This window comes from Megasphaera sp. NM10, assembly GCF_000417505.1.
Classification (GTDB): domain Bacteria; phylum Bacillota; class Negativicutes; order Veillonellales; family Megasphaeraceae; genus Megasphaera; species Megasphaera intestinihominis.
Map to the genome: position 1 here is coordinate 22,855 of NZ_APHY01000033.1, position 13,685 is coordinate 36,539.

Here is a 13,685-nt window from a genome sequence, read left to right on the forward strand (position 1 = left end):
GTCGGCGGTTGCCGGCAGCAGCCATTTTTTCAGTAGCGGATGACCAGGCGCTGGCCCGGTTTCAGTGTTGGGTCCAGACCCAGGCCGTTGTTGACCTGAATCTGGTAGATGACCTCCCGGATATCCTGGCCGGTCTTGTCGGCTACAGGGCCAGCGATTTCCCACAGCGTTTCGTCTGTGTCGACGACGTGGATGATAGCTGTGTCGTTCGCAATTGTTTCGGCCTGTGACCAGGGCGTTGCACTGCCGAGATACAGCCCGACCCCGAAGGCCATGGCGATGGCCAGCCCCGTCCGGAGCGTTCGGAAGGGTGGTTTACGCTTTGGCTTGGTCAGTCCATGATCGTAAATTTTCATCGTTTTCATGTTTCCCACCTCCTTCCACGAAGCCAATCAACTGAGTTTTTGTACACCGGACGGTACGACCATACCGGAACCCGATATCATGAATAATTTCGTAAGCCTGGTTCATACCAATCCGCAAAAATTCGGCCACATCTTTTGCCGTTAAAATAGGGGGCAATCCATTGTAAATGTCTTGATTCATGATTTCCTCCTTTCTTCTCCCGTTCTGGTATAATGACCATGAAGGGAGGTGATAACTATGCGCATCAATATAGATTTGCTAAGGAACATTCTTTTAGATGTTGCTGATTGTCCAGCGTCAACAGTTGCTAATAGCCATTGTTTTACCTATCCGCAAACATCTCAAGCTGAAATCAATTACCATATTTACCTTTTAGTTAATCAAGGGTATTTAAGTGGTATCGATGCAAGTTCAAAAACAGCCCCATACTATTATTTGAACATCGGGTTGACGTTAACAGGCCAATCCTTTTTAGACTCCGTATCTGATGATACTGTTTGGAAGAAAACAAAATCTTATATGAAAGAACACGCTATTGAACTTTCATTTAAGGCAATATCATTTGTTGCAACTCATATTTCTACTACTTAATTTTTCGATTTCCCCGGCAATCGACTGGTCTAATATGTCTATCAATTGCCGGGTATTTTTTTGGTCCCAATGCGGGACGATTTTCATCTGATCGATGAGGTAATTTTCCATTGTTATCAGCGTCTGCAATCGCATTAGCTGAAAACGGCGGTTATCCGGTTGTTCTGGTTTTATCATTTCGCCCACCCCGCCGTTAACGTTGCACCGGCCTGCTGTTCGGCTTCATTAATCCATTCCTGGACTTTATCAGTCGCGTCGGATGTTCCATCAGAAGAATATACAAGGACGTCGATACAGGCTGCCCGATACCCTTTTGCCCGTGCTGCCAGTTCTTTTGCGTCATCTTTTTCAAACGTCGATTCTGGGAATGTTAATTCCGGATTCTTTGCTGATTCTTGAGCATAGATGGCTGCTCTCCAGGCCGCTTTAAAGTTTGCTTCCAGTGTCGCTCTTTCATTCTTCGTCATACTACCATCTCCTTTATTCCAACGATGCGCCGAGTTTTTCTTCTGCTTCGTCAGCCCAGCCGCGGACAATTTCCGTGGCTTTACTTTGCTTCATGGATGCTTCCAGGGCGTCCCCAATGGCGTACATGTACCCGCGAGCAATGTCGGCTTCTCCTTTCGCGCCTTCTTTGGTCCAGCCGTTTTTTCCTTCCTTTGCCCACTGCTGTACGCAGATTGCCTGCCCCCAGCGTTGCTGGAAGCGGTATTTCAATAATTCCTTTTCCTTGCTCGTCATGCTTCCTGCCTCCTTAAATGTACATTTTGTACATTTTTATGGTAAAAAAATAGTGTCAACAGTTTCACCCAAAGCCTTGGAAATTCGTAGAGCTAATTTAAAGGACGGGGTTCGCTGATTAGCTTCAATAAACGCTATATACCGCTGTGATACCCCGGTTTTATATGCCAGTTCTGTCTGGCTTAATCCTTTTTTCTGCCGATATTCCTTAATTCTGTTTCCCATCATATCACCTCCCTCGCCTTCTTATGTACAAATTGTACAGTACATTTTGTAGATTGTCAAGTCCTATTTTGTTATAATATGAACATACAGTACAGTAATGATAAGGCGGTGATTGTATGAACGGAAAACGATTAAAAATGTTACGTGAAGAAAAAGGATTGACGCAAAAAGACCTGGCTGAAAAGCTTTCATTGACTCCAAAAGCCATTTCCTTTTATGAATTAGGCTCTCGTGAGCCATCAGGAGATGCTTTAATACGTATGGCACATATACTGGGAACGACTACAGATTATTTATTAGGTAATTCGACTACAAAAGAAGCGGATCAGAAAGTAGGCCGCGGCGTTCGCATCCCGGTGCTGGGGCGCGTCGTGGCAGGCATACCCATAGAAGCCGTAGAAGAAATATTAGATTACGAAGAAATCACCCCGGAGCTCGCCGCAACTGGTGAATTTTTTGCACTGCAAGTCAAGGGTGATTCTATGTTACCAAAATTAGAGGAAGGTGATGTGGTCATTGTAAAAAAGCAGGCAGATGTGGAAACAGGAGACATTGCCATTGTCCTGGTCAACGGAGATGAAGCCACCATCAAGCAGGTTAAAAAAGTCACCGGCGGCATTATGCTTTACGGCTTCAATCCGGATGTGTATGAGCCCCACTTCTACTCAAACCAGCAAATAGAAGAACTGCCTGTCCGGATTTTAGGGAAAGTCATTGAAAGCCGTCGGTCTTGGTAAGTTAAAAGGAGGTAATGTAAATGAACGGCACACTTATTTTAGGTATCGTTGAAATTCTAATTATCATTTGGTACATATTAGCGAAGAAAAATCCACAAAAATACGCTCCATTTTTAAAAGCTCCTTATGGTAAAAAACGAGGCCTTATATTTTTAGTGGCTTTTATAATTTGTGGCTTTATTGGAATGGCCATAAATCCCCAGCCAGCTACGCCAGCCTCTCAGCAAACTCAGCAAACACAACAATCAACAGAAAAGGCATCAAAGCCCAAAGAACAAACTAGCAGTAAAGAATTTGATGCTTATAAAAAATTTGTTTCAATCCCCATGGGTAGCGATTACGATACGGTAAAAAACACATTAGGAGTGAATGGCCAATTAAAGCATGAAAATGAAATAGCCGGCATTAAGAGCCAGGCATATGAATTTAAAATCGGGTCGGCCATTGCTATGATGACTTTCCAAAAAGGCCGCCTTACCAGCAAAGCAATGGATAGTCTCTCCTTCTACAAACAAAAAGGAGAAAAAATTACCATGCCCGAATTCAATCAGATCCAAATCGGCATGTCTTATGAACAAGTCAAAGAAATCTTCAAACGTGATGGGTTGCTAAAGTCTGAAACAAATATCATGGGCACTGGATCACGACTAATCTCCTGGATTAATTCGGATGGTTCAAATGCTATTATTACTTTCGGACCAAACGGAGTAGACTCTAAAACACAAACTAATTTAAAATAATAGCAACATATGAAATATTCAACTTTGTGAATAAATTTATTAAAAAAGTAGTTGGCCATGTCAAAATATTGCATATTTAAATTAAATAATGAATTCTCGTAATAAAAGAAACATATCCCGGTTATCGTGTTCCAGCACGGCCCGGGATATGTTAATAAGGGAAGGAGGTAACTCATGCACGTTTACAAAAAGCCGTCAGGGCTATGGGCCTACAAAATTGACATCGGTAAAAACCCACGAACGGGGAAACGGCAGCAGAAAGAAAAAGGTGGTTTCAAGCGGGCCAAGGATGCCAGGATAGCTGGAGAGGAAGCACTGCAGCGATATCGGACTAAGGGCTTCGCGCGGCCGGAATCTGTGACGTTTGGGGATTTTGCAAAAGAGTGGCTAAAAGCATACGCGATTACTGCTAAAGTATCCTCTGTTCGGATCCGAAAGCACCAGCTGGGGCACCTGAACCGGTACTTTGAAAAAATCCCCATTCAAGAAATTCACAAGAAGCAATATCAGGATGCTTTATTGTCTCTTACCAAGACGCTGGCTCCGAATACAATATCAGGTATCCATGCTACAGCCAAAATGATTTTCAAACGGGCCATAGAATACGAGCTTATTTATTCAGACCCGACGGAATTCGCTACAGTGCCCCGGCCAAAGAGGAAAATCGTAGATCCAGACGAAAACGTCCCTGCTTATCTGGAAAAGTCTCAGCTTCTCGATTTCCTGCAAACAGCGAAGGAAAAAGGAATCGCGCCCGATTATCCTTTATTTATGCTGCTGGCTTATACGGGCTTGCGGATCGGAGAGGCCCTGGCTCTCACCTGGGAAGATATAGACTTCAAGCAGAATATTGTCAAAGTGTCAAAAACACTTTACAATCCGACGAATAACGCTGAAAAATATGAGCTTCTCCCTCCGAAAACAAAAACATCGGTCCGAGTGGTCACCATGCCGGCACACCTAGAAAAGGTACTGGCTGCATTCAAGTTCCAAGTCTCTAACCTCCGGATAGAATATAAAGAGTTGTGGCACTATCCCAAGGGCAGTAAATTAGGCTTCGTTTTTACGGCTCCGGCCCATCCTGGGCATCCTCTTACCCAGCGGCTCGTACAGACTCGTATAGACCGTATTCACCGTTTGATGGATAACCCGGTGAGCCTTCACATACACCCCCATATTTTCCGTCATACCCATGCTTCCCTGCTGGCAGAGGCCGGGATAGACCTGGTACAAATCATGAAACGTTTGGGCCATGCTGACGATACGACGACGCGACAGATATATCTGCACATCACCAAAACGCTGGCCACAGAAACAGCAGAAAAGTTTGACGAGCTGCTAAATAAGGCATAAAAATAAGCCCCTTGCGGTTGATTTCGCAAGAGGCTTATTTTTTGGTTCTCGTTTTGTTCTCTGGACACGATTTTCAAGGCCTTACAAACGCCTTGGTTATCGTATTTACGGCACTTTTAAAATTTTATTTACATCATGCCGGGCATACCGCCGCCCATGCCAGCCGGGGCTGCCGGAGCCGGTTCCGGTTTGTCAGCGACCAGGGTTTCCGTCGTGAGGACGAGGGCTGCGATGGAAGCTGCGTTCTGGAGAGCTGTACGGGTTACTTTAGCCGGGTCGACGATACCTGCTTTGACCATGTCAACGTATTCTTCTTTGAGGGCGTTGAAGCCTACGCCGTCTTCGGAAGCTTTGACTTTAGCGACGATGACCGAGCCTTCGAGGCCAGCGTTTTCAGCGATCTGGCGGAGCGGAGCTTCAATAGCGCGTTTAACCAGGTTGATACCGGTCTGTACGTCGCCGTCTTCATCGAATTCGTCGAGAGCCGGGAGGATGTCGATGAGGGTCGTGCCGCCGCCGGCTACAATACCTTCTTCAACAGCTGCACGCGTAGCGTTGAGGGCATCTTCGAGACGATATTTCTTATCTTTCAATTCGACTTCCGTAGCAGCGCCGACTTCGATGACAGCTACGCCGCCGGACATCTTAGCCAAACGTTCCTGCAATTTTTCTTTATCGAAATCAGACGTCGTTTCCGCAATCTGAGCTTTGATCTGAGCGACACGGTCTTTGATGGCCTGGGGATCGCCGTGGCCTTCGACGATAGTCGTTTCATCTTTGGTTACGCGGACCTGACGGGCAGTGCCGAGGTCTTCCATGGTAACGCTGTCGAGTTTACGGCCGACATCTTCCGTGATGACCGTAGCACCCGTGAGGGTTGCGATATCCTGGAGCATTGCTTTGCGGCGGTCGCCGAAGCCCGGAGCTTTGACAGCGACGGCTTTGAAGGTGCCACGGAGTTTGTTGACGACCAAGGTAGCCAGTGCTTCGCCTTCGACATCTTCAGCGATGATGAGGAGTTCTTTACCAGCCTGGACAACTTTTTCCAGAACCGGGAGCATTTCCTGGATAGAAGCGATCTTGCGGTCCGTAATGAGGATGTACGGTTCGCTCATGACAGCTTCCATTTTATCCGGGTCCGTTACCATGTACGGGGAAATGTAGCCGCGGTCGAACTGCATGCCTTCGACGACGGAGAGCTGTGTGCCCATGGTCTTCGATTCTTCGACAGTGATGACACCGTCTTTGCCGACTTTTTCCATAGCGTCAGCGATGAGGCCGCCGACTTCTTCGTCACCTGCCGAAATGGAAGCGACCTGAGCGATGGAAGCCTTGTCGGATACGGCGATGGAACGTTTCTTGATTTCTTCGACGAGTTTAGCGACGGCTTTTTCGATACCGCGTTTGAGGATCATCGGGTTAGCGCCGGCTGCGACGTTGCGCATGCCTTCCTGAATCATGGCCTGGGCCAGGATAGTAGCTGTCGTCGTGCCGTCACCAGCGACGTCGTTGGTCTTGGTTGCGACTTCTTTGACGAGCTGAGCGCCCATGTTTTCAAAGGGATCTTCCAATTCGATATCGCGGGCAATGGTGACACCATCGTTGGTGATGGTCGGAGCGCCGAATTTCTTGTCGAGAACGACGTTGCGGCCTTTAGGCCCTAAGGTAACTTTTACGGCATTTGCCAAAGCGTCTACGCCTTTGCCGAGAGCGCGGCGTGCATCTTCGTTGAACAAAATCTGTTTAGCCATGTTGAACACACTCCTATGTGAAAGTTAAGTATTTTTTAGTTTGATTCGAAATGATTTATTAGATGATAGCCAAGATGTCGCGTTCGCTGACGATCAAATATTTAGTGCCTTCGAACTTGACTTCTGTGCCGGCATATTTGGAGAAAATAATCTTGTCGCCTACTTTGACATCCAAAGCAACGCGTTTACCGTCGTCCTGCAGTTTGCCCGGACCTACGGCTACGACTTCACCCTGGCTCGGTTTTTCTTTAGCAGTGTCCGGTAAAAAAATAACCGCTTGCAGTTTTTTCTTCCTGTTCCAATACACGGATAACTACGCGATCTCCTAACGGTTTTAACATTTTATATTCCTCCTTAAAAGTAAGTTGCTACTCTTTATTAGCACTCCATACTTCCGAGTGCTAACTTACAATATATATATTAGCCATTAAAGGTAAAAAAGTCAAGGCTTTCACCCTGACTTTTTCATCAAACGTTTTATTTTTTTTGACTTTTTATCTTTTCCGCACTGGCAATGACCGCCTCGGACACGGCTTTCAAGGATTTCCGGTTCTTCATGCTGTACTGCTGCAGCCGTCGGTAGGCTTCGTGTTCCGGTATATGATAAAGGTCCATGAGGCAGCCCTTGGCCCGGTCGACGGCTTTGCGCGTCTCGATGCGTTCGTTCATGTCATCGAGCTGCTGTGCCACTTCGCGCTGGTGGCGGAACTGGGAAATGGCGATTTCGATGGCCGGGAAGAGGTTGACCGGACTGACCGGTTTGACCAGGTAGCCCAGGACGCCGGAGTCCTTGGCCTTGTCGACGATATCCTGCTGACTGTACGCCGTGAGCAGCAGGACCGGTGCCAGCCCTTCGTGGCCGATCATGCGGGCCGCGTGGATGCCGTCCAAGCGGGGCATCTTGATGTCCAGGAGGACGATGTCCGGCTTTTCTTTGCGCACTAAATCGAGGGCCTCGACGCCATCAGCGGCTTCTCCGACGACGGTGTGGCCGGCATCTTCCAGCATTTCACATAAATCCATACGGATGATCGATTCGTCATCCCCTATTACAACGCGATATCCCATTGGTTATTCTCCCCTCTCTGGTAACGGAAAACGGATGGTGACGACGGTCCCTTCAGGCACGCCGTCATCGAAATCAATCGTCCCCTGCAGATCTTTTTCAATGAGCGTGCGCACGATGGCCATGCCCAGATGTTTGCGCCCCGTATCGACGGGTGCGTGGGACATGCCGACGCCGTCATCACAGACGATGATGACCCCGTCCGGCCCGTCGCGGCGGATGGTGACGGCCAGGAGGCCTTCCCGTCGGCCTTCAAAGCCGTGGATGATGGCATTGGTGATGAGTTCGTTCAGGACCAGAGCCAGGGATGTCGCCGCATCAGACGGCGTGGGCAGGGTGTCGCCGGAAAACTTCGTCTCCACGTGGCAATCCTTGCTGACCAGGCTGTGCGCCAGGAGGCCCAGCAGTTTCTGGGCGACGTCAGAAATGTCGATGTTCTCTTCATCGTGATGGGACAACGTCTCGTGGACCAGGGAAATGCTGAGGATCCGGTTCAGGCTCTCGTTGAGGACATCCCGCGCTTCGTCGCTCGTCGTGCGCCGCATCTGCATGCGCAGGAGGCTGGCAATGGTCTGCAGGTTATTCTTGACGCGGTGGTGGATTTCCTTGATGACCGACGTCTTGACCATGAGTTCTTCTTCCTTGCGATGCAGTTCCGTCCGCTCAGTCAGGATGGAAATGACCCGGCGCACTTTGCCGCGCTGCAGAATAGGGATGACCCGGCGGGAAACGACAGCATCGCCTAAGGTCACGTCATCGGCCAATCCCTCGGCCTGGGACAGGGCTTTCTTGGCACCGGTCAGGTCGAGGCGGGTATTATAGATATTGGTACCCGTAATGGCCCCGCGCTGGCCGCACATGTGCAGGATGCTGTCGGCCATATCGTCGGCATAGATGACGACGCCGTTGCAGTTGACCAGGACGACGCCATCCTGGATGGACAGGGGCCGGTACATGGAATGGAAATCCATGGGCACCTGCAAAGATAAGAAGGCTGTTTCCGTCAAAATCTCCCGATTGTCTTCGACTGTGCCGACAAAGGAAATGACGGCAATCGTCCCGCCGCCGTTATCGACGAAGGGATAAGCCACGATGGGCGCCATGCGGCCGTATTCGATTTCTTTCTCACCGCTCATGGCCGTTCCCGCCTGAAAGACCTGATAATTAAGCGGTTCTTCATAACGGGAAAAGGCAGCGCCAGGATCAGTCGTTTCCGTCTGCCTCCCCTTCTGCAGGAGCGGCGTCCGGTGCGCGGCCAGGACCAGCGTCCCCGCTTCCCGCCCGGGCACATAGACGAAGAGTTCCCGGTGCGACAAGTCGCTGGCGAACTGCAAGAGTTCTTCACTGTTCTGTAAAATATGGATCTGCACGGGCGACAAGGTGCTCCTTGTCCGGCAGACCGCTTCGAGTGTAGCCATAGAAGATTCCCCCATCTCTTCTCAGGATTAGTCCGATGTAATCGGCAGGGCCGGCTTGGCGTTGAGGGTCAAGTCGGCAAAGCGGCCGTCCAGGGCCATATAATATGCCCGGCAACCGATCATGGCGCCGTTGTCGGTGCAGAGTATCGGTTCCGGCCGGTAGAAGGCATAGCCCTTGTCGGCACAGGCCGCACTCATGGCCGCAGCCAGGCCGCTGTTGGCCGAGACGCCGCCGGCGACGGCGATTTTCCTGGCTCCGCAGTAGGCCGCGGCATCCATGGTCTTTTCGACGAGCGTTTCGACGACGGTCTTCTGGAAGCTGGCCGCCACGTCGGCGGCATTATAGGACTGGCCCCGCTGTTCCTGTGTGTGCAGGTAGTTGAGGACTGCCGATTTGAGGCCGCTGAAGCTGAACTCGAAATTGTGCTTTTCATGGAGGGCCTTGGGAAAGGCGATGGCGTCGGGATCGCCTTCTTTGGCCAGTTTGTCGATCTGCGGACCGCCCGGATAGGGATAGCCCATGACGCGGGCGATCTTGTCGAAAGCTTCGCCGGCGGCATCGTCGCGGGTCTGGCCCATGAGTCTGAACGAATTATAGCCATTGATCTGGACCAGCTGGGTATGGCCGCCGGATACGACGAGGGCCAGGAACGGCGGTTCCAAATCGGGATGGCTGAGGAAGTTGGCAAAGATATGGCCTTCCATGTGGTTGACGCCGACCAGGGGCTTATCGGCAGCAAAGCTGATAGCCTTGGCCGCTGCGACGCCGACCAGCAGGGCCCCGACCAGGCCGGGACCGTAAGTGACGCCGATATGGTCGATATCTGCCAAGGTGACGCCAGCCGTATCAAGGGCTTCCTTGATGATGGGCATGACGTATTCGATGTGCTGGCGCGACGCGATTTCCGGTACGACGCCGCCGAATTTCCGGTGGATCGGCACCTGTGTCGATATGATGTTGGAGCAGATGTGGCGGCCATCTTTGAGGACAGCAGCCGACGTTTCGTCACAACTCGTTTCTAAAGCTAAGGTATACATAGATTTCATCCTTTTTTCTATAGTGAATGGCCGAGCCATTGATACTTCTCTTTTTGACAATGCATGATGCACGCATCTTCCACAGGCTGGGAATAATAGTCCTTGCGGACAGCAAGGGCTTCATAGCCCAGCTTGCGGTACAGTCCCTGGGCCGGCGCGTTGGATTGGCGGACTTCCAGGAAGAAACTCGTGCAGCCTTCCCGGAAGAGGGCTTCCATGGCCGTTCGCAGGAGAATCTCGCCATAGCCCAGGCCCCGTGCTGACGGATGGATGGCGATGTTGGCCAGCTGGCCTTCATCGGCGATGAGCCAGACGTCGGCATAACCGGCGACGCTCCCGTCTTCCTTTTCCAGGACATAATAACGGGCTACGGGATTATCCAGTTCCGCTGCCAGGGACTGATGGGACCAGGGCACGGAAAAGGACACCTCTTCGATGGCGATGATATCCGGCAGGTCCTCCCGACAGGCCTGACGGACCGTTACTGACATGGGGCACCGCCGTGGCGTTTTTCCCAGAGCACTTCAGCTTCGCTGCGGCGCAGGTACGACGGCGTCAGGGTCATGCAGTCATCGTAGTCACCGGCGGCAAAACGGACATTGGCTGCCAGGGCGACGCTGCCGGCACGGGGAATGACCATCGTCGGCGGCGCCATGCGGAACAAGGGGCTCCGGCCTTCGATATCCCGGCGCCCTTTGAGGGAGCCGTCACCGCAGAAGACGACGGGCTGGCCTTCCCTTTCCAGGGTATCCAGGACTTCCGTCCGCGGCGCGATGTAGATTTCTTTTTCCGTCGTCAGCGTCGTCCGGTCCCAGCGATAGACACCGGCATAGACATTGCCTTTCTGGGCGTCGATGAGGGTGCAGATGCGGTCAGAGACGCCGACGAAGTTCCAGGCCAGGCTGACCGGCGTCGTGACGCCGACGATAGGCACGTTCCAGGCAAAGGACAGGCCTTTGGCCGTGGCCAGGCCGATGCGCAGGCCCGTAAAGGAACCGGGGCCGACGGCAACGGCAACGCCGTCAATCTGGCTTTTCTTGACCGACGCCTTGTCGAGCATGTCGGCAATATGGGGCATGAGCTGTTCCGAATGGGTCAGCCGTGCCTGGATGGTGAGTTCAGCCCGCAGCGTGTCGTCATGGAGCAAGGCGACACTCGATACGAGGCTCGATGTTTCAATGGCTAAGAGCATATTTTTTTACCTCATTTTCTACAGCTTGCCAACGGCTGCCGTGGAAGTCAAAATGGAACAGGCGGTCCGTGGGACTCGTCTTTTCGATGGTGACGACAGCCGCATCGTCAGGCAGGCGGTCCGGGAATTTTTCCGACCATTCGATGACGGTCACGCCGCTTTCGAGATAGTCGTCGAATCCCAGATCGTCTAATTCATATTCCTCTTCCAAGCGATAAAAGTCGAAATGCTGGAGAGGAATGGTATTTTCATAATAATTCAGGATGGTAAAGGTCGGACTGACGACGACGTCGTCAATGCCCATGCCCTGGGCGATGCCCTGGACGAAATGGGTCTTGCCGGCACCGAGGTCGCCGCGCAGGGCCAGTACATAGCCGTCTCTGAGGACCGGCCCCAGGGCTTTGCCCAAAGCGATGGTGTCCGCTTCTGAATGAGTTGCTACATCAAAGCTCATGATATCCTCCTCCTAAAAATGGGTCCAGCCCGTCGGCGGCAGGACCTGTTCGCCCCCATCGTGGCGGAGCAGGACCCGGCCCGGCCCCTGGCGGACCGTCCCGATAGGCGTCACAGCCGGATAGACGGCCTGCAAAGCCTGGAAATCGTCCGGCGCCATGGTAAAGACCAGTTCATAGTCTTCGCCGCCGTTAAAGACGAATTTCCAAATATCCTTGCCCGATGCCGCAGCCCAGGCTTTTAGCTCAGCGCTCGTCGGAACCTGGTCCCGGTCGATGACCAGTTCGACGCCGCTGGCCTTGGCAATTTCATTGGATTCACTAGCCAGGCCGTCGCTGATGTCGTTCAGGCTGTGGCAATGATGCTGTACCAGTAAGCGTCCCAGGGAAATCTGCGGTTCCGGATACTGGTGGGCTTTCTTCAAATGTTCATATCCGTCCTGTCTGGCCAGGAGGACGTCGAGGCCGCCTGCCGAATCGCCGATCGTATGGGATACGGCGATGACGTCGCCGGCCTGGGCTCCGCTGCGCAGCAGGGCCTTTCCGGCTTCGATTTCGCCAAAGGCAGCGACAGTGATGACGACGCCTTCTTTGGACATGACCGTATCGCCGCCGAGGATATTGACTTCATACGTGCGGCAAATATCCTTGATGCCGCGGTACATGTCAATGACGTCATCGACGTCCATCTGCGGTGCCAGGGCTGTCGACAGGACGATATGGGTCGGCACGGCCCCCATGGCGGCGATGTCGCTGAGGTTCGAGGCTACGGCCTTGAAGCCGACGTCATGCCAGGTCGCCGTCTGACCGATGATGAAATGACTGTTCTGGACCATCGTGTCGATGACAGCTACCTGCTGCCAGCCCGGCGTCGTCGTGTAGACAGCACCGTCATCGCCGATGCCGACGGCGACGTTTTCCGGATGGAAGAGGGTATGATCTTTAATAGCATCGATGAATCCGAATTCACCGATATCTGAAATCTTCGTCATCTCCGAGCTCCCCTATTCTTCATAATCAATGTGGTTGTCTTCACACCACTTTTTGGCAATTTTGCGGAATTCCATGCGCTGGAAGGTATACCAGAACTGGACCAGGCCCATGTCCTTCAATTCCCGTTCCAGCTGGGAAACGGTCTTGCCCGCTTCGATGGACTGCTGAAAAGCCGCCCGCTGCTTCGGGTCTTTCATCATGGGGACAAAGCCTTTGATCATTTCCGGCAGATCCAGGTCGGCCTGGGTCGGCAGCTTGATATACGCATCGGGATTGGCTGTGACTTCATTTTCCGCCTTGTCGTCACCGGGGATTTCCGTGACCAAGGCCATATGGCCGTCATTTTTATTTAAATAGAACTTGAGATAGGGATTATTCAGTTCAAAGGCTTTCAATAATTCTTCGAGCTGTACTGTCATAGCTTACACTTCCTTTTCACAATTTGCGATGTCTCTATTATAGCATGGATAGGGCCGGGCCTAAAGTAGGCAAAAGAGGCTGTCTTCGTGCGACAGCCTCTTTTGGGGTTTTAAGTTTACAGTTTGTAGTTTGTAGTGAAGGTTTTTAAATTTAAAGCCACCTTCTACAAACTCCGTACTACAAACTATAAAAAAGCTCACGCAAAATGCGTGAGCTTTTTCCTATGGTGACCCGGTAGGATTCGAACCCTAGACCTACTGATTCGTAGTCAGTCACTCTATCCAGCTGAGCTACCGAGTCATGTGGGAATGAAGGCGGACCTTCATTCCGTTTTTTCTGGCAGGGGCAGAAGGAATCGAACCCTCAACCAATGGTTTTGGAGACCACTACTCTACCAGTTGAGCTATACCCCTACAAAAATCAGCGGCTTCCTATCCTCCCAGGGGGCCTCCCCCCAAGTACTTTCGGCGTTTGCGGGCTTAACTGCTGTGTTCGGCATGGGAACAGGTGGATCCCCGCAGCTATCGCCACTGAATTATGTTATTCAGGCGTCGGACAAGTCCGACATAAGCGATTCACACAGTTTTGCGTGTCGTCTCYGA

Annotated in this window: 18 protein-coding genes, 2 tRNA genes, 1 rRNA gene and 1 pseudogene; 4 read left to right on the forward strand and 18 right to left on the reverse strand. The window is 51.6% G+C overall.

The window, feature by feature from the left end; all coding sequences use genetic code 11:
* Nucleotides 1-29 precede the first annotated feature (29 nt).
* Nucleotides 30-365: a LysM peptidoglycan-binding domain-containing protein gene (locus NM10_RS06600; RefSeq protein WP_020310816.1), complete on the reverse strand. Its 336-nt coding sequence runs from the start codon at nt 363-365 to the stop codon at nt 30-32.
* Complete coding sequence (locus NM10_RS14025; protein WP_192813554.1) at nt 316-546, reverse strand: DNA-binding protein; 231 nt, start codon at nt 544-546, stop codon at nt 316-318. The genes NM10_RS06600 and NM10_RS14025 overlap by 50 nt, the downstream gene beginning before the upstream one ends.
* Before the next feature lie 57 nt (nt 547-603).
* Here NM10_RS14025 and NM10_RS13300 point away from each other — a divergent pair, with 57 nt between their 5' ends.
* Nucleotides 604-957 carry a DUF2513 domain-containing protein gene (locus tag NM10_RS13300; protein ID WP_071601838.1) on the forward strand — a complete coding sequence of 118 codons (354 nt, stop codon included), beginning with the start codon at nt 604-606 and terminating at the stop codon, nt 955-957.
* A gap of 173 nt (nt 958-1,130) precedes the next feature.
* On the opposite strand, the gene NM10_RS06610 is transcribed toward NM10_RS13300, so the two are convergent.
* Genes NM10_RS06610 through NM10_RS06620 form a run of 3 tightly spaced genes read right to left on the reverse strand, consistent with a single transcriptional unit; the run spans nt 1,131 to nt 1,926 of the window.
* Nucleotides 1,131-1,424, reverse strand: coding sequence for a hypothetical protein (locus tag NM10_RS06610; RefSeq protein WP_020310818.1), 294 nt, complete (start codon nt 1,422-1,424; stop codon nt 1,131-1,133).
* Between the two features lie 13 nt (nt 1,425-1,437).
* Nucleotides 1,438-1,698, reverse strand: coding sequence for a hypothetical protein (locus NM10_RS06615; RefSeq protein ID WP_020310819.1), 261 nt, complete (start codon nt 1,696-1,698; stop codon nt 1,438-1,440).
* Between the two features lie 36 nt (nt 1,699-1,734).
* Nucleotides 1,735-1,926, reverse strand: a complete 192-nt coding sequence (locus tag NM10_RS06620) for a helix-turn-helix transcriptional regulator (RefSeq protein ID WP_239639643.1) — start codon at nt 1,924-1,926, stop codon at nt 1,735-1,737.
* Nucleotides 1,927-2,039: 113 nt separating this feature from the next.
* Here NM10_RS06620 and NM10_RS06625 point away from each other — a divergent pair, with 113 nt between their 5' ends.
* From NM10_RS06625 to NM10_RS06635, 3 genes are all read left to right on the forward strand, one after another.
* A complete protein-coding gene (locus NM10_RS06625; RefSeq protein WP_020310821.1) occupies nt 2,040-2,660 on the forward strand; it encodes a LexA family protein in 621 nt (206 codons plus the stop codon).
* Nucleotides 2,661-2,680: 20 nt separating this feature from the next.
* Nucleotides 2,681-3,400: a DUF3862 domain-containing protein gene (locus tag NM10_RS14160; RefSeq protein WP_020310822.1), complete on the forward strand. Its 720-nt coding sequence runs from the start codon at nt 2,681-2,683 to the stop codon at nt 3,398-3,400.
* Nucleotides 3,401-3,574: 174 nt separating this feature from the next.
* Nucleotides 3,575-4,753 carry a tyrosine-type recombinase/integrase gene (locus NM10_RS06635; RefSeq protein ID WP_020310823.1) on the forward strand — a complete coding sequence of 393 codons (1,179 nt, stop codon included), beginning with the start codon at nt 3,575-3,577 and terminating at the stop codon, nt 4,751-4,753.
* Nucleotides 4,754-4,881: 128 nt separating this feature from the next.
* Here NM10_RS06635 and groL read toward each other — a convergent pair whose 3' ends face one another.
* The 13 genes and pseudogenes from groL to rrf form a co-directional block, all read right to left on the reverse strand.
* Nucleotides 4,882-6,504 carry a chaperonin GroEL gene (gene groL / locus NM10_RS06640; RefSeq protein WP_020310824.1) on the reverse strand — a complete coding sequence of 541 codons (1,623 nt, stop codon included), beginning with the start codon at nt 6,502-6,504 and terminating at the stop codon, nt 4,882-4,884.
* A 58-nt stretch (nt 6,505-6,562) separates the two neighbouring features.
* A pseudogene (gene groES, locus NM10_RS06645) lies at nt 6,563-6,845 on the reverse strand (co-chaperone GroES).
* 136 nt (nt 6,846-6,981) lie between these two features.
* On the reverse strand, nt 6,982-7,572 hold the full coding sequence (locus NM10_RS06650) for an ANTAR domain-containing response regulator (RefSeq protein WP_020310826.1): 591 nt from the start codon (nt 7,570-7,572) through the stop codon (nt 6,982-6,984).
* Between the two features lie 3 nt (nt 7,573-7,575).
* Nucleotides 7,576-8,988: a histidine kinase N-terminal domain-containing protein gene (locus NM10_RS06655; RefSeq protein WP_071601839.1), complete on the reverse strand. Its 1,413-nt coding sequence runs from the start codon at nt 8,986-8,988 to the stop codon at nt 7,576-7,578.
* A 27-nt stretch (nt 8,989-9,015) separates the two neighbouring features.
* Nucleotides 9,016-10,026 carry a tRNA (adenosine(37)-N6)-threonylcarbamoyltransferase complex transferase subunit TsaD gene (gene tsaD, locus NM10_RS06660; RefSeq protein WP_020310828.1) on the reverse strand — a complete coding sequence of 337 codons (1,011 nt, stop codon included), beginning with the start codon at nt 10,024-10,026 and terminating at the stop codon, nt 9,016-9,018.
* Between the two features lie 17 nt (nt 10,027-10,043).
* Nucleotides 10,044-10,517, reverse strand: coding sequence for a ribosomal protein S18-alanine N-acetyltransferase (gene rimI, locus NM10_RS06665; protein WP_020310829.1), 474 nt, complete (start codon nt 10,515-10,517; stop codon nt 10,044-10,046).
* The gene (tsaB, locus tag NM10_RS06670) at nt 10,508-11,218 is read right to left on the reverse strand and encodes a tRNA (adenosine(37)-N6)-threonylcarbamoyltransferase complex dimerization subunit type 1 TsaB (protein ID WP_020310830.1); all 711 of its coding nucleotides are present in this window, start codon (nt 11,216-11,218) and stop codon (nt 10,508-10,510) included. The genes rimI and tsaB overlap by 10 nt, the downstream gene beginning before the upstream one ends.
* Nucleotides 11,202-11,672 (reverse strand): bifunctional tRNA (adenosine(37)-N6)-threonylcarbamoyltransferase complex ATPase subunit type 1 TsaE/phosphotransferase, encoded by a 471-nt coding sequence (locus NM10_RS06675; protein ID WP_020310831.1) that lies wholly within the window; start codon nt 11,670-11,672, stop codon nt 11,202-11,204. The genes tsaB and NM10_RS06675 overlap by 17 nt, the downstream gene beginning before the upstream one ends.
* A gap of 12 nt (nt 11,673-11,684) precedes the next feature.
* A complete protein-coding gene (gene thiL / locus NM10_RS06680; protein ID WP_020310832.1) occupies nt 11,685-12,662 on the reverse strand; it encodes a thiamine-phosphate kinase in 978 nt (325 codons plus the stop codon).
* A 12-nt stretch (nt 12,663-12,674) separates the two neighbouring features.
* The gene (locus tag NM10_RS06685; protein ID WP_020310833.1) at nt 12,675-13,082 is read right to left on the reverse strand and encodes a UPF0158 family protein; all 408 of its coding nucleotides are present in this window, start codon (nt 13,080-13,082) and stop codon (nt 12,675-12,677) included.
* Nucleotides 13,083-13,307: 225 nt separating this feature from the next.
* A tRNA-Arg gene (locus NM10_RS06690) sits at nt 13,308-13,383 on the reverse strand.
* Nucleotides 13,384-13,420: 37 nt separating this feature from the next.
* Nucleotides 13,421-13,496, reverse strand: a tRNA-Trp gene (locus tag NM10_RS06695).
* A gap of 5 nt (nt 13,497-13,501) precedes the next feature.
* Nucleotides 13,502-13,618: ribosomal RNA gene (gene rrf, locus NM10_RS06700) — 5S ribosomal RNA — on the reverse strand.
* Nucleotides 13,619-13,685 lie beyond the last annotated feature (67 nt).

Excerpts from the sequence above, each read along its gene's own strand:
- NM10_RS06600 (WP_020310816.1), bottom strand. The coding sequence starts at position 365 with ATGAAAACGATGAAAATTTACGATCATGGACTGACCAAGCCAAAGCGT.
- NM10_RS14025 (WP_192813554.1), bottom strand. The coding sequence starts at position 546 with ATGAATCAAGACATTTACAATGGATTGCCCCCTATTTTAACGGCAAAA.
- NM10_RS13300 (WP_071601838.1), top strand. The coding sequence starts at position 604 with ATGCGCATCAATATAGATTTGCTAAGGAACATTCTTTTAGATGTTGCT.
- NM10_RS06610 (WP_020310818.1), bottom strand. The coding sequence starts at position 1,424 with ATGACGAAGAATGAAAGAGCGACACTGGAAGCAAACTTTAAAGCGGCC.
- NM10_RS06615 (WP_020310819.1), bottom strand. The coding sequence starts at position 1,698 with ATGACGAGCAAGGAAAAGGAATTATTGAAATACCGCTTCCAGCAACGC.
- NM10_RS06620 (WP_239639643.1), bottom strand. The coding sequence starts at position 1,926 with ATGATGGGAAACAGAATTAAGGAATATCGGCAGAAAAAAGGATTAAGC.
- NM10_RS06625 (WP_020310821.1), top strand. The coding sequence starts at position 2,040 with ATGAACGGAAAACGATTAAAAATGTTACGTGAAGAAAAAGGATTGACG.
- NM10_RS14160 (WP_020310822.1), top strand. The coding sequence starts at position 2,681 with ATGAACGGCACACTTATTTTAGGTATCGTTGAAATTCTAATTATCATT.
- NM10_RS06635 (WP_020310823.1), top strand. The coding sequence starts at position 3,575 with ATGCACGTTTACAAAAAGCCGTCAGGGCTATGGGCCTACAAAATTGAC.
- groL (WP_020310824.1), bottom strand. The coding sequence starts at position 6,504 with ATGGCTAAACAGATTTTGTTCAACGAAGATGCACGCCGCGCTCTCGGC.
- NM10_RS06650 (WP_020310826.1), bottom strand. The coding sequence starts at position 7,572 with ATGGGATATCGCGTTGTAATAGGGGATGACGAATCGATCATCCGTATG.
- NM10_RS06655 (WP_071601839.1), bottom strand. The coding sequence starts at position 8,988 with ATGGCTACACTCGAAGCGGTCTGCCGGACAAGGAGCACCTTGTCGCCC.
- tsaD (WP_020310828.1), bottom strand. The coding sequence starts at position 10,026 with ATGTATACCTTAGCTTTAGAAACGAGTTGTGACGAAACGTCGGCTGCT.
- rimI (WP_020310829.1), bottom strand. The coding sequence starts at position 10,517 with ATGTCAGTAACGGTCCGTCAGGCCTGTCGGGAGGACCTGCCGGATATC.
- tsaB (WP_020310830.1), bottom strand. The coding sequence starts at position 11,218 with ATGCTCTTAGCCATTGAAACATCGAGCCTCGTATCGAGTGTCGCCTTG.
- NM10_RS06675 (WP_020310831.1), bottom strand. The coding sequence starts at position 11,672 with ATGAGCTTTGATGTAGCAACTCATTCAGAAGCGGACACCATCGCTTTG.
- thiL (WP_020310832.1), bottom strand. The coding sequence starts at position 12,662 with ATGACGAAGATTTCAGATATCGGTGAATTCGGATTCATCGATGCTATT.
- NM10_RS06685 (WP_020310833.1), bottom strand. The coding sequence starts at position 13,082 with ATGACAGTACAGCTCGAAGAATTATTGAAAGCCTTTGAACTGAATAAT.